12 protein-coding genes and 2 pseudogenes are annotated in these 13154 nt (G+C 69.3%); 7 read left to right on the forward strand and 7 right to left on the reverse strand.

The window, feature by feature from the left end:
* Positions 1-676: 676 nt before the first annotated feature.
* A complete protein-coding gene (locus tag J7E91_RS24575; RefSeq protein WP_214908391.1) occupies positions 677-1333 on the reverse strand; it encodes a nucleotidyl transferase AbiEii/AbiGii toxin family protein in 657 nt (218 codons plus the stop codon).
* On the reverse strand, positions 1330-1695 hold the full coding sequence (locus tag J7E91_RS24580) for a hypothetical protein (RefSeq protein WP_214908392.1): 366 nt from the start codon (positions 1693-1695) through the stop codon (positions 1330-1332). The genes J7E91_RS24575 and J7E91_RS24580 overlap by 4 nt, the downstream gene beginning before the upstream one ends.
* A gap of 826 nt (positions 1696-2521) precedes the next feature.
* Between J7E91_RS24580 and J7E91_RS24585 the strand changes: the two genes are divergently transcribed.
* The 3 genes from J7E91_RS24585 to J7E91_RS24595 all read left to right on the forward strand — a co-directional run bounded on the left by J7E91_RS24585 (position 2522) and on the right by J7E91_RS24595 (position 4849).
* The gene (locus J7E91_RS24585) at positions 2522-3022 is read left to right on the forward strand and encodes a hypothetical protein (RefSeq protein WP_251016197.1); all 501 of its coding nucleotides are present in this window, start codon (positions 2522-2524) and stop codon (positions 3020-3022) included.
* Between the two features lie 82 nt (positions 3023-3104).
* Positions 3105-3659: a hypothetical protein gene (locus J7E91_RS24590; RefSeq protein ID WP_214908394.1), complete on the forward strand. Its 555-nt coding sequence runs from the start codon at positions 3105-3107 to the stop codon at positions 3657-3659.
* On the forward strand, positions 3656-4849 hold the full coding sequence (locus J7E91_RS24595; protein ID WP_214908396.1) for an MAB_1171c family putative transporter: 1194 nt from the start codon (positions 3656-3658) through the stop codon (positions 4847-4849). The genes J7E91_RS24590 and J7E91_RS24595 overlap by 4 nt, the downstream gene beginning before the upstream one ends.
* Before the next feature lie 20 nt (positions 4850-4869).
* On the opposite strand, the gene J7E91_RS36820 is transcribed toward J7E91_RS24595, so the two are convergent.
* From J7E91_RS36820 to J7E91_RS24610, 3 genes and pseudogenes are all read right to left on the reverse strand, one after another.
* On the reverse strand, positions 4870-6147 hold the full coding sequence (locus J7E91_RS36820) for a transglycosylase family protein (protein ID WP_214908398.1): 1278 nt from the start codon (positions 6145-6147) through the stop codon (positions 4870-4872).
* 110 nt (positions 6148-6257) lie between these two features.
* Positions 6258-7802, reverse strand: a complete 1545-nt coding sequence (locus tag J7E91_RS36825) for a twin-arginine translocation signal domain-containing protein (protein ID WP_214908400.1) — start codon at positions 7800-7802, stop codon at positions 6258-6260.
* A 541-nt stretch (positions 7803-8343) separates the two neighbouring features.
* A pseudogene (locus tag J7E91_RS24610) lies at positions 8344-8820 on the reverse strand (transposase); the annotation flags it as partial.
* Positions 8821-9514: 694 nt separating this feature from the next.
* On the opposite strand from J7E91_RS24610, the gene J7E91_RS24615 reads away from it, so the two are divergent.
* Both J7E91_RS24615 and J7E91_RS24620 read left to right on the forward strand, forming a co-directional pair.
* Entirely contained in the window at positions 9515-9901 is a 387-nt protein-coding gene (locus tag J7E91_RS24615) for a MaoC family dehydratase (protein ID WP_214908402.1), read from the forward strand.
* A gap of 204 nt (positions 9902-10105) precedes the next feature.
* Positions 10106-10471, forward strand: coding sequence for a sterol carrier protein domain-containing protein (locus J7E91_RS24620; protein ID WP_214908403.1), 366 nt, complete (start codon positions 10106-10108; stop codon positions 10469-10471).
* Positions 10472-10947: 476 nt separating this feature from the next.
* Here the strand turns inward: J7E91_RS24620 and J7E91_RS24630 are convergent, their stop codons facing one another.
* Both J7E91_RS24630 and J7E91_RS24635 read right to left on the reverse strand, forming a co-directional pair.
* Entirely contained in the window at positions 10948-11286 is a 339-nt protein-coding gene (locus J7E91_RS24630; RefSeq protein ID WP_214908405.1) for a DUF1330 domain-containing protein, read from the reverse strand.
* A gap of 88 nt (positions 11287-11374) precedes the next feature.
* A complete protein-coding gene (locus tag J7E91_RS24635) occupies positions 11375-12100 on the reverse strand; it encodes an alpha/beta fold hydrolase (RefSeq protein WP_214908406.1) in 726 nt (241 codons plus the stop codon).
* Between the two features lie 109 nt (positions 12101-12209).
* Here J7E91_RS24635 and J7E91_RS24640 point away from each other — a divergent pair, with 109 nt between their 5' ends.
* Both J7E91_RS24640 and J7E91_RS24645 read left to right on the forward strand, forming a co-directional pair.
* Positions 12210-12920 carry a response regulator transcription factor gene (locus tag J7E91_RS24640; RefSeq protein WP_308377022.1) on the forward strand — a complete coding sequence of 237 codons (711 nt, stop codon included), beginning with the start codon at positions 12210-12212 and terminating at the stop codon, positions 12918-12920.
* Positions 12921-12973: 53 nt separating this feature from the next.
* Positions 12974-13154 (forward strand): annotated as a pseudogene (locus J7E91_RS24645) (IS701 family transposase); the annotation flags it as partial.

The following is a 13154-nucleotide window of genomic DNA, read 5'->3' on the forward strand; positions in this document are numbered from 1 at the left end:
ACGACACCACACACGCCCTAGCACGCTTGGGTGCGAGGGCCCCGGACCGGAGCAAATCTGCCTGAATGGCCACAGGAGCGTCTCACCGCACGGTTGCGGGGAGGGGCCCTGCGCCGGGCACAGTGTCAGGCCCCCCGAGCGCGCACCCGTGGGGGACGGATTCAGCACGCGTCGCCGGAACAACGCAAAGGGGCGCTGGTTGGTCACGGCACGGGGAGGAGAACCAGTGCGCGAGCGCGGAAATCCGACACTCTGCCTGTGGCGGTAGTGCGGCACCCCTTGCCCCGGCACCGAGTACGGCCGCGACCATTGCCTTGCCCAGAAAGGGGGGCTGTCGGAGGTGCCGGCTTGCACGGTATAGCGGTAACACCACACCCCGCCGCGGTGCCCGCAGTTGCCGCCTCCATCAAAGGATGTTCCATTGCAAGGCGGAGTCCCGGCGGCGGAGGCCATTCACACGCCTCTCGACTTCCTGCAAGCCGCTCGGGGCAGCCCGTCGACCGACATCCGGCCCGTGGCGCGGTACATGCACAGACCCAGGGCATCAACCAGCACGGAACCCTCATCGCCACCTTCGAACGCCATCTGGAGGTCCCGCACGGCCGAAGCCCTCTCGCCCGACCGGACGGCCGCCACACACGCTGGCCATTCACCGGAGAAGACATCCACCACCTCATCACTGCCCCCACCGGCTCCGACTCACCGAAGTGAGCCGTCCGGGCTCGTGCATGCAGCGCGTGTCCGGTGCGACTCGGCAGCAGCGCAGGCCAGCCGCGAACTCGTCGTCGTCGGCCCACTCCGCGCCGATCAGTCGGTCTCGGAGGTCGTGAAGGCGAAACTCGTCGCGGCCGTGCCGCCTGCCGAGCCGTTCCAGCTCATTGCTGGTGCGGTGGCGGGAGGCTGTGTGTACGTCGATCAGGTCGCGGACGGCGCCGCGGTCGGCCAGGGCGCGGACCTTGGTGCCGATGACGGAGTCGAAGGCGAGGACCGGCCCGTACTCGGTCTGGGCCGGGGGTGTCCAGAAGTGTTCTTTGAGGACATCGACCTCGCACTCCTCGCCGGTGTCCGGGTCCGCGGCGATCAGACGGGCCGACAGTGCGTCTACATCGATCACGCGCACCCCCCAGCCCCGCGAGACCAGGCCCTGCTCCAGGCTGACGATGATCTCCGCCATCGGAGCCGGGTTCTCGGTGGCGACGTCGAGATCTTGGCTCAGGCGCTCGACGAGACCGTGCGCTTGGACGGCGTACCCGCCGGTAAGGACGAGGGGGAATGGGGAGCCGATGTCGATGACGGCGGCCAGGAGCCGGCGGTGCAGGTCGCTCAGTTTCACGCGGCGGCTGATCCCGCGGTCGTCAGCTCGGGGAAGGCTTCCTCCCAGACCTGCCGCAGGTGCCTGCTGACCAGGGTGCGCAGGACGGGCCACTGGGCCAGGAGGAGGTCGCGGTTCAGCAGGGTCACGATGTCCTCGTGCTGCCCCTCGGCCAGGACGGTGCGGTACAGGCCCATACGAAGGCGTGGGCGGTCCAGGTCGTAGGCGCGCAGTCCAGACCAGGCGACGTGCAGCGGCAGCTCGACCACGCCGTGCTCCGGGCCTGCGAGCTTGTCCAGCGAGGCAGGCAGCCGGCCCGCGTACCGGGCGCGCAGCACCTCGGCGGCCGAGGACGCCGCACCTGTGGAGGAGAGCATGACCATGGGCCCGATTATCCCCCGTCCCGCCCGTCTCCGGAACCGCAGAGGAGCGCAGCCGTCCCGCAGGGCGGTTCGCGATCCGGCCCGAGCCGGGCCGGATCGCGGTAGCAGTCCTGTGCGCGGGCCCAGGTAGCGGGGCTCTTCGCAGCCGGCGTTGCTATGCGGCTCGGCTGATCACCTGGCACGCGGCTTTACCCCAGCGTGAGCAGGCCGAGTAGTCGTCAGGGCTCCGCGTTCGCCGTTCCCCGACGGCATTCCGCAGGGCGGTGCAGTAGCGGCAGAGTCGGCCACTGCGGCGCAGCGCGGACGGCCGTCGGTAGCTAATCTGGCCTGCCGTGCAACGGATGCGGTGTGCAGTGTGCACGCCGCACCAGACGGGTTCGACGAGGACGGCGTCGGCGGCCGCCATGCGTTCTCGGAAGGCAGCCGAAGCGGCAGCCGGGCCCTAGCCTGCACACGTCCGGCACAAGCTCTGTCCCTGCTGAACGTTCGACGGGCGCGGAGAGTGTACTGGTGGTCGGCCGCGCAGCGGACTCGGTGCGGAGCACCGTTACCCAGCCAGATCGGTTCGAGGAACTGCTCGCCAACGGCGGCAAGACGGATACGGAACTCCCCCTCCGCACGCAGCGAATAGGCGGGGCGGCGCGGCTGTTTCACGGGTCCCCCAGACTGTGCACCACCGGCGAGCCGGTGATGCGGACACAGGTCACCTCCCCGGAATCAGCCCCCCGATCGCCACCAGCCCAGCGCCATCCGGCCAAGACCAGGCCCGGCTGCCGCCCGGCAGACGGATAGAGTCTCAACCAACGGGTGTGTGAGGAGAGCGGGAATGATCGACGAAGGACCGGAGGCCCCACACGGCGAAGGCCAGGAGGCCCTGCCACCCGACGACGAGGCGGAACTGCTCGGCCGCAGGATCGAGTACCTGTTCGTCTACGTACAGCCGCTGGGGAGGCGCTTCACGCTCCAGGAGGTCGTCGACGGGATCAAAAAGGCGGCAGGGCCCAACGATCCCAAGCTGTCGGTCGGCCGACTGTGGGCCCTGGCCAAGGGGAAGGCGACCAATCCGACCGTCGGCACGCTCCGGGTGCTGGGCGACTTCTTCGGCGTACCGCTGGCCTATTTCATCGACGACGAGGTCGAAGCCAGAGTGTCGGCGCAGCTCGCGCTGATCGCCGCGATGCGTGCCAACGACGTACGCTCGGTCGCCCTGCGGGCCGCCACGGTAGCGACCATGTCCGCCCAGGGCGTAGAAGCCGTGCGCTCCCTGGTCGAGCAGGGCGGGGCCCTGGAGAGCGACGCGGCGGGCGGGGCCACTCCGCCCCTGTAGAGTCGGCCGGGGGAAGATCGCGAACATCTGACGGGGCGGCAGCGCGGTCGGGGCACGGTCATGACGGGGGAACGCAGGAAACATGGGCCGCGAGGACTGGCGCGCACTGCGGGCCCGCTACAAGAAGCTGATCAGCCGGTTCGAGCTCCCGTACCCCTTCGAGGTCGAGGACCTCTGCGCCGCCGTCGCCGTCGAGCGTGGGCGGCCCCTACGCCTGCTCCCGATGCCCGCCGGACTAGCCTCCGACACCGGAGTGTGCGGGATGTGGGTGTCCTTCGGCACCGCCGACCTCGTCTACTACGCCTCGGTGACCAGCCGGCCGCACCAGACACACATCGTCCTGCACGAGCTGGCGCACATCCTCCTCGACCACCGTGAGTCCAGCGTCCCGGATCCCGCGATGCTGGCACAGCTCTTCCCCGACCTGGATCCGGCCATGGCCGTACGGCTGCTGGGGCGCAGCCGTACGAAGGCCACCACGCAACAGGAGCATGAGGCCGAGCTCCTGGCCTCCATCATGTGGCAGCACTTCAACGTGGCGCCGGTCGCCGTTCCGACGGCGACGGCCGACACCGCCGACACGCTCAGCCGTGTGATGGGCGCCTTCTCCCGCAGCACCGCATCGAGGTTCCGTTGAGGCTGTTCGATCTTGTCGTCGTACCACCCCTGTGGCTGTTCGTCCTCTGGAAGGCCCCGGGGCTGCGCGCCGCGCCCCGGCAGGACCGCCTCATGTGGACAATGTGGCTGCTGTGGGCGGTAACTTTCACCATGGGCGTGCCCGCCCTGCGCCGGGTGATCGACGCGGCCGTCGGTCTAGCGAGCTTCACGAACCTGCCCGTGCACATGCTGTCGCTGTGCGCGATGGGCGCGCTCTTCGCATTCATCCGCGAGGCAACCGGGGCACGCGAGCACCCCAGGGCGTGGCTGCGCTGGATCCTGCTGGGCTTGGCGGAGGCCGGCCTGGTCGCCGCGTTCTCCGCCACCCCTCTGCCGGACGGGGAGTCGGACCTGCTGACGGCGACCCGGTCGCCGATGATCACCGTGTACTGGATGATCTTCCTCGGGTACGTCGGGTACGGGGTGGCGAGCGCGATCCGGCTGTGCTGGCGGTACGGCCGTCAGGCCTCGCCCGGCCCGCCCCGGACCTCGATGCAACTGCTGGGCCTGGCCAGTTGCTTCGGATTGGTCTACGTCGTCCACCGGCTGGCCTACCTCGCGGTGGCGGCAGCCGGCTGGACCGGCAACGGTACGCCCGGGGTGGCCGGCACCACCCAGGTTCTGCTGGCATGCACCCTACTGCTGCTCGTCGCCAGCGTGCTCTGGCCGTCGTTGGCCGAGCAGGCGCGGCGGTTGCGCCTGCGTCGGCAGACGAGGGCCGTCCGGTCTCTGTGGCAGCTCCTGACGGCCGCCACGCCGGATGTCATCCTCCCGCTGCCCGGTGGTCTACGCAGGGACGACGAACTGGTGCTCTACCGCTACGTCATCGAGATCCGCGACAGCGCCCTGGCGCTGTCCCGCCACGTGTCGGCGGAGCACCGCGCGACGGCGCGGACCGCAGTCGCCGACGCGGGACTGGCGGACGACGACCTGGACGCAGCCGCCGAGGCCGCCCTGCTGCTGTTCGCGGTCCGCGCCGAGCGGACGGGGCTTCCGCCCCGACTGGCGGAGCACGCCTTGGTGCAGGAGAGCGGTGATCTGGACGCCGAGGCCGCGTGGCTGGGGAAGGTGGCCGAGGCCATCGGCTCCCCCGTGGCGGACGCCGCGGCCGACCTGCTGCTCGGGGGCGCGGGGAGCGGCACGTACGCCGCCGCCCGCGCCTTGAGCTGACTGCCGGAGAGCTGTGGGCGTCAGCCCGCAGTGGTGAGGACATGGGCGTCGCCGGAGCCCAGGCCGGCGATCCCCACCTTCCGGGCATGGACGCCGACGGAGTTCCACCCCTGCCAGGAGCCGCCCGCGAAGCGGGCGTTGTGGTACACGGATGTGTCATTGGCCACGGCGAGCAGCTGGGCGTCGCCGTTCGGCATTCCGGCGAGGGCGATGTCCGACGGCGAGGAGATGCCGGACACCCTGCCCCACTCCTGCCAGCTGCCGCCCGCCTGGCGCGTGGTGTGGTAAAGCCCGCCGTCGTTGCCGACCGCGATCATCTGGGTGGCGCCGTCCGGCATGCCCGCGACCGCGACGCTCGACGCCGTGAAGTCGGCCGCGCCGCCGAAGCCGGCCACACCCCGCCAGCCCTGCCAGGAGCCGTTCGCGTACCGGATGTTGTGGTACAGCTTGCCGTCGTTGCCGACGATGGCGAGCTGGAGGTCGCCGTTAGGCAGACCGGCCGCAGCGACCTTCCTGGCGCCCCAGTCGGTCACGGGGGACCAGCCCTGCCAGGAGCCGCCCGCGAAGCGGGCAGTGTGGTACAGCTTGCCGTCGCTGCCGACGGCGACCAGCTGGGCGTCGCCGTTCGGCATCCCGGCGATGGTCACCTGCGAGGCGGCGAACCGAGCGGCGCCGTCGTAGCCGTCCACCGGCGCCCAGCCCGCCCAGGAGCCGCTGGTGAAACGGGCATTGTGGTACAGGTTGCCGTCCGTGCCGACACCGGCGACCTGGAGCGATCCGTCCGGCGTGGCGGTGATCGCCTGCCTGCTGCCCGCGAAGCGGGCCGCGCCCTGATAGCCGTCCAGTGGCGCGAAGGAGGTCCAGTGGCCCGCCACCGCGCGGACGGCGTGGTGGAAGTCGCCGCTGTCCGACGGGGCGGGGGCCGGATACGGATCGGTATGGTCGGCGCCCAGACCGGCCGCCGGACCGCAATGCGGCCACGCGCCCTGGCCCTGGACGGCCAGCACCTTCTCGGCGATCAGGATCTGCTGCATCTTCGTGGCCTGGTGGGCGTACGCCGCGTACTGTCGGCCGCCGAACGCGTCCCAGGTGCTCTTCGAGAACTGGAGCCCCCCGTAGTAGGTGGGCGCGCCACTGCTGACGATCTGCCAGTCGCCACCGCTCTCACATTCGGCCACCTTGTCCCACGTGCTGACCGAGGCGGCCTGGGCGGTCGTACCCGCCAGGCCTGAGAACAACAGCGCGCCGACCAGGGGCACGGCGGACACAGCGCGGCGTATGCGGCGGGGACGAGGCATGGGTGAAAAGCTCCTGTCGGAGGAAAGGCAAAACGAAGGGGAAGGGCCCGCGCACCGCCGGACGGCGGTGCGCGGGAGGTCCGGACCGGCAGTGCGGGTCGCTGCGCGGATCAGCGGGCGGTGGCGAGCACCTGCGCCGTGCCGTCGGGCATGCCGGCGATCGCGACCCGCTGCGCGGCGAAACGGGAGGCGCCCTCGAACCCGGCCAGCGGGGCCAGGCCCTGCCAGCGGCCGGCGGGTGTGCGCAGGTTGTGGTAGACGTATCCGTCGTTGCCGACGGCGAGCACCTGCGAGGAGCCGTCGGACAGGCCGGCGATGGCGATGTCGCTGGCCGCGAGGCGGGGCGCCCCGCCGAACCCGTCGAGGGGTGCAAACCCGGTCCAGGAGCCGCTGGTGAGGCGGATGTTGTGATAGGTGTATCCGTCGTTTCCGACAGCAAGGACCTGCGCGGAGCCGTCGCCGAGTCCGGCGATCGCCACGCTCGTGGCGGACATCCGGCTCGTACCGACGCCGTCGAGCGGAGCGAATCCGGTCCAGGAGCCGCTGGGGAGACGAACGTTGTGGTAGACGTTCTTGTCGTTGCCCACGGCCAGCACATGGGCGCTTCCGTCCGGAGTGGTCGTGATGGCCACGTCGGCCGCCGCGAAGCGGGAGGCGCCCTCGTAGCCGTCGAGCGGGGCGAAGCCCGTCCACGAGCCGCTCTTGAGACGGGTGGTGTGGTAGAGGTTGCCGTCGATGCCGACGGCGAGGACGTGGGCGGAGCCGTCGGGGGCCCCGGCGATCGCGGCGTTGCTCGCGGTGAAGTGGGCGGCGCCGCCGTAGCCGTCGAGCGGGGCGAAGCCCGTCCACGAGCCGCTGGTGTAGCGGGCGTTGTGGTAAAGGTTGCCGTCCGCTCCGATACCGACGGCCTGTGCGGAGCCGTCGGGGGTACCACTGATGCTCACGCCGTGGCCGTGGAAGTACGGGGCGCCGTCGTAGCCGTCGAGCGGGGCGAATCCGGTCCAGGAGCCGTCGGCCCGCCGGTACTCGTGGAAGACGCGCCCCTGCAAGGACTGCGGGGCGGAGCCCTCCACGATCCGATGGTAGCGGTAGGCGAGCATCCCCCGGGAGTTGAGCTCCGAGCGCGACACGTTGCGCTGGCGCGTCGGACCGCTGCGTCCGTACTCCTCCATGATGACGGCGGTCTGCCGGCTGCCGTCCGCCCACCCGACGAACAGCATCACGTGGGTGTCGATGTTGTTGAGGGCGTCACCGGGCAGCAGCTCGTCGAAGCCGCCCAGACGTGTGGAGACGTCGCGCAGCGTCCAGGTGTTGTGGCTCGCCGGAAGCTGCCAGGCCATGGAGACGAAGCCGGAGCAGTCCTGCCGGTAGCGGCCGCCGGTCCGGCTGTCGTACCACCAGCCCCATGGGCTTGCCAGGCCGTTGGGGCTGTAGGGCACTTGCAGGTCCACCCACACGCGACCGCGTGCCAGCACCTGCTCGCGGGTGATGGGGGCGCCGAGGCCACCACTGCCGAGCGATCCGTTGGACGACGGCCGGATCCATTGGCCGGACACCAGGGTGTCGGCGTGGGCCTGTGACGCAGTCGCCACAGGAACGACGGCGGCGGCCGTGACGACGGCGGCACCGCGAAGGAATGAGCGTCTGCTGGGCATGGATCTCCCCCTGATGAATGTGCTGCATGACGGGACGCGCCGCGGGTCGTACCGGCCTTCGGAACCCTTTCGGCGCGCCGTGTCATCCTCAGTGGAAGATCAAGCGATTGTCAATCTATAGTGAACCCATGTCGGTTCACGGCACCAAGTCGCCGTAATATGGCTCCTTCTCGAAGTCAAGTATTCAGTATGCTGAAAATCCCTGGAGGTCCGTGACGCCGGGAGCAGTCTCGCCCAACTCGCCTGGGCCAGCCGCCGACGGTCGCCGCCTCGGTGGGCGTCGTGCGCAGGTCTGAGGTCCGAGCTTGGCTACCGGGTCCCGACGGCTGCTCTCCGGGAATCGCTGAGCGCGGACGTCGAGTCGTGCGATAGGGAGGCGGCCAGCGGCTGGCTGTCAACGACGTCCAGTACAGGACCTCGCTGAGCGCGTCGACGGCCGGGGCGTCTTCAGGTCGCGCCTGACCGGTCAGGACGGCACTGTCACGTTGTCGGTGTGGATGTCGGACGGAGTGTCAGGGCATGCCCGACTGTCGGTCCTGGGTCAGGCTGCTGTGGTCAGGCCGGTGGCACCGGCGATGTGGTCCCAGATCGCGAAGCGGAGAGTCGTCTCGGTGCGGTATTCGGTGGCGGTCATGAGGTGTCGTCGGGGTCGGAAGTGGGGTGAGATGCCGCTGAACGCGGCCAGGAACCGTTGGGCTGCGCCGACGGTGCGAAAGCCCCTCATGGCGCGTTCGCGTTGCCGGGTCGGTTGGTGGGAGTCCTCGGCCCGGTTATTCAGGCCGTTGTGGGCGCGGTGCTCCACCGATGGCATCACCTGCCGGTGGGCGGCGCCGTAGGAGCGGAGCTTGTCGGTGACCACCACCCTGGGCACCCAGCGGGTGACCTTCATCAGCTTCCTGACGAAACGCCTGGCCGCGGCGGTGTCCCGACGGGACTGCACGAGGATGTCGAGGACGTTGCCGTCGGCGTCGACCGCCCGCCACAGGTACTTCAGCTCGCCGTTGATCTTGATGAAGACCCGGCGCTCGCCGCTCACCCGGCTCACGGACCTGCTCGGCCTTGAGGCGCCTGGCCTTCTGGTAGGCGCCCTGCTTCGACGTCACGCACAGCGCTTCGCTGAAGTGATGCCACGGCACCCCGGCGGCTCTGCCGGTCTCGATCGCCTTCAACAGCCCGGCGTCGGCCTGCTCCCGCAGGTACTGCCACAGCTTCGCCCGCAGCACCGCAACCTCGCCGACCACGTTGACCGGGCAGTTCTCGGGCTGCTTCAGCTCACTCGCCATCCGCCCCACGTGCCGCAGCACCAGGAACAGCTCAGCCGGGTCCGGGAACCGTTCGAACTGCGGGTCACCTCCCAGCCGGTGCAGCTCGCACAGACGCTCAGCGATCCCTCCCACGTCGATCGCTCCCAAACGGATCAACGGCCGCTTCGTACGGGGCTCGCCCGGCTTCTTCGCCACGCTCGAAGTCTTCGCCACCAGCGGGTTCCCAATCCGGGAATGCACCCGAACCACCCACACCGGCGATCAACTCGCTGCCGCAGTGATGAGTTCAACGACGACGTCCTCGCCCGGCGCCCTCCAGGGAATCTGCCAGCCCCAACACGGGAGCTCCACCAGCCCAGAGGAAGAAAACCGCAGGTAGACGAATTTCGTCGGTTGCCCGGTCATCGAGCACCGGCCCGGCCGGACCCTCACCGACTCGACAACCTCATGGGCACCGCACTGAGCAACAACCCGGCGCCCATCCACACCGACGCCCACTACAGCAGCCAGACCCAATGGGGCCAGATCCTCGTGTGCGGCGGCGTCACGCTGAACCTCGTCGCCGGCATTACCGTCCGCAGCACCAGCGGCATGACCGTCGCCAACCTCGCACTCGACGAAGTCCGCTTCAAAACTCCCGTCTTCGTCGGCGACACCCTGTACGCGCAAACGGAAGTCGTCTCCGGCAGGCTCTCCGAGAGCCGCCCCGGCACCGGAATCGTCGTGTGCCGTACCTCCGGCCACAACCAGGCGAGCACGACCGTGCTGACCTTCACCCGCACCTTCTTCATCCCCACCAACCCCAACACCGTCCGGGACGCCACCAACTACTAGAAGGCGATCATGAGCGAACTGACCTTCGCCCCGGCCGACGACGGCCGGTGGCAGCAGTACGACGAGCTGGCCACCCGAAGCCGAGGCCACCGGCGACATCACCGACCTCCGCGAACACGCCGACCTCCAGGTCGCGATCCGCAACGGCCGGGTGATCGCCGGTGGCTTCGGGTTCGTCATCGACCAGTTCTTCGGCGGCTCCCTGTGCCCATCGCCGAATCCTGGCACCCCTGGATGCTGCGGATCCTCGACATCCCCGAAGCGATCCGGCTCCGCGGCTGGCCCGCCGACCTCACCATCGCCATACCGATCGAAATCGAGAACGAGAGCGGCGACGCCTGGGACCGCTGGATGTTCCAGGTGAAGGCCGGAGCGGCCGAGATCACCCCCACCCACGTCGAAGGACAGGTGACCTTCACCCGGCGCCAGCTCGCGGTCTGGTACGCCGGCGGCTACCGGTCCGCCGCCTCGGCCCGCATGGCTGGGGTCCACGCACTGTCGGAGAAGGCGCTCGCCTCCCTCGTCCGCAGTACGACAGACCTCGAACCCTGGCTCCCCGACCACTTCTAACGGCGACATTGTGCTGTTGCAACGGGTCGCTGCTGCGCTGCGCTTTCCGCCTCAACTCCTGGGGGCTGGCGCCCCGACACGGCCGCGCCGACCGGCAGCCGGCTTGCGTAGCAGCGGCAGGATCTGAACTTGTCCTACCTTCCAAGCGTGGGTCTGAGCTGGTCCTTCGTAAGATCGGCGGGCGCAGGGGTTCCGGGTATGGCCGTGAGCTTGTCGCCGTTGGATGGCCCAAAAAAAACTTGGCCGCCCCGAGCCCCGCGACGACTCGACCGCTAAATTGGGATACGCGACTCGGTCGCTGTGTAGGACAACGTCGGCGAGGTCGTCTGCGGGATCGATGTATGACGACGAGTTGGCGGAGGTGACCGTGCCCCAGATCTGGGCCGGAGTGGACATCGGCAAGGAACACCACCACTGCGTGGTGGTCGACGAGCGGGGCGAACGCATTTAGGGCAATGTGAGTCCAGAAGGCGCCCTCACAGCTCGGGGACGATCATCGCTGTATGAGGCACCGTTGCCGCCAAGCGAGCCTGCAGAAGGTTACGGTATTCGCCCGAGTCGTAGATCTCTCTTGCCAGTTCGGCGTCGCGGAAACGAATGACTACTGTATGCGAACCCCCGTCGGGAGCTTCGGAGAGATGCACGGTTTCAGCCGTGCTCACAAGTAGCTCACCTGCGTGCGGCCCGAGCAGGATGGGGGTGGCAGCCATGCGGTACTCGTCCAGGGCGGATCCTTCTGTGACGTCATAGTTCAAGATCAAGAGAGCTGCCATATTTGCATCCTGTCCTGTTTCAAAGGGTATTGACGTGCTCACGTGTCTCTCCTTGTGTGCGCACGGGGCATGGACCGAGTCGGGGGTGTCGACGATGCGGGGCTGTTTCGAAGCTCTCGCTCGACGTCGATCAAGACACCCTCTGCTCGGGCGCTGGGCGCTGTGCCGTGTGCCTCAGCGGGTGGAAGAACGCCCGGATGTCGGCTGCAACGAACTCCGTCTCCTCTCTGGCGAGGAAGTGGCCGCCGGCGGGCAGGTCGTGCCAGTAGCGGATATCCGTGTACGTGCGCTCGGCGAGTGATCTGGGCATGCCCAGATCACCTACGCCGACGGTAATTCCGGCTGGCCCGGTGAGGACGGGCAGCGGCAGCCTGACGTCCCGCTGGTCGAAGTACGGACGGAACGAGGACCCGATCGTGCCGGTCACCCAGTACAGCATGATCGTGGTCAGCAGATCGTCCTTGCTGAACCGGCGCTCGACGTCACCGCCGCAATCGCTCCACGCCTGGAACTTCTCCACCAGCCACGCGGCCAGGCCGGACGGCGAGTCGAGCAGGGCGGCGGCGAGCGTGTCCGGGCGGGTGGACTGGAGCGCGGCGTACCCCCCGGCGCCGTCCCATCTCGCCCTCGCCCACTCCAGGAACTCCGCTTCGCCGGTGGTCAGATCGCCGCTCCGCTCCGCGGGTGGATACGCGGCCTGAGCTACGTGGATCCCGATTACCTCGTCCGGGTGCGAGGCTGCGAGCCAGTGGCTGACGCTGCTGCCGATGTCTTCGCCGTAGGTGCCGAAGCGCCGGTACCCCAGCACATCGGTCCTCAGCCGCGCCCAGGTCTCAGCGATCGTCGGACCCGACACCACCGCTTTCCTGCAGCGTGGAGTAGCCGTAGCCCGGCAGCGACGGCACCCGGGCGGCGAGGACGTAAGACCCGGCGCGGCACACGACGTGGACCTGGGGAGAGCGCCGGTGCGGATCCTGGTGGCGGACGACCAGGAGCTGGTCCGCGAAGGGATCGCGTCCCTGCTCTCCCTCCAGCCGGGCATCACCGTGGTCGGCTCGGCCTCCGACGGCAGGCAGGCGGTGGAGGCAGCGGTCACTCATGACCCGGACGTGATCCTCATGGATGTACGGATGCCGGTCATGGACGGCGTCACGGCCGTGGCCGCACTGAGCCGGCGCGCCCCCCGCTGCCGGGCCATCATGCTCACGACCTTCGACGACGACTCGTACGTGACGCAGGCCCTGCAGGCCGGGGCGATCGGTTACCTGCTCAAGAACCTGCCCTCGGCCGAGCTGGCCGCCGCTGTGCGCCTTGCCCACGCCGGGGTGGCCCAGCTCGACGCCTCGGTGACCCGCAGCCTGGCCTCGAACCTCGCCCGCCCGCCCGACGGGCCGGTGCCTGTGCTTTCGACGGCCGGCCCGGGGTCCGCGGCCGCGGGCGGCGCGAATTCCGGCGACGGCGGTACCGGACCGGCGCCGGGCCTCTCCATGCTCACCGAGCGCGAGACCGACGTGCTGCGCCTGATCGCCACCGGATCGACCAACAGGGAGATCGCGTCCCGCCTCTACCTCAGCGAAGGCACCGTCAAGAACCACATCTCGCGCATCCTGGCCCGGCTCGGTCTGCGCGACCGTACCCACGCCGCCATCCACGCCCGCGACCACGGTCTGCTCTAGTACTGCAACGGTGTTTGCCGTGACTGGTGGCCATCGTGGTCGTTGGTCCGGTTATGGGTGGGGACCTTGCTGACGTCAGGTTGTGGGCCGGGGAACTGGGCTCGGTGCACGAGCGGTTCGTGCACCGGTTCAACCGGCAGGAGCCACGGGATTCGGTGCTCGCTTATATGCGAGGACTGATTGCTCCGCTGGAGCGGAAGAACGGCTGGACGCTTGCGGAGGAAGCCGGACACG

Origin of the sequence: Streptomyces sp. ISL-99 (genome assembly GCF_018614005.1) — a bacterium.
Classification (GTDB): domain Bacteria; phylum Actinomycetota; class Actinomycetes; order Streptomycetales; family Streptomycetaceae; genus Streptomyces; species Streptomyces flavidovirens.

Coding starts and splice junctions, on each gene's coding strand:
- J7E91_RS36820 (WP_214908398.1), bottom strand. CDS start 6,147: ATGCCTCGTCCCCGCCGCATACGCCGCGCTGTGTCCGCCGTGCCCCTG.
- J7E91_RS36825 (WP_214908400.1), bottom strand. CDS start 7,802: ATGCCCAGCAGACGCTCATTCCTTCGCGGTGCCGCCGTCGTCACGGCC.
- J7E91_RS24615 (WP_214908402.1), top strand. CDS start 9,515: ATGGGCACCGCACTGAGCAACAACCCGGCGCCCATCCACACCGACGCC.
- J7E91_RS24585 (WP_251016197.1), top strand. CDS start 2,522: ATGATCGACGAAGGACCGGAGGCCCCACACGGCGAAGGCCAGGAGGCC.
- J7E91_RS24580 (WP_214908392.1), bottom strand. CDS start 1,695: ATGGTCATGCTCTCCTCCACAGGTGCGGCGTCCTCGGCCGCCGAGGTG.
- J7E91_RS24590 (WP_214908394.1), top strand. CDS start 3,105: ATGGGCCGCGAGGACTGGCGCGCACTGCGGGCCCGCTACAAGAAGCTG.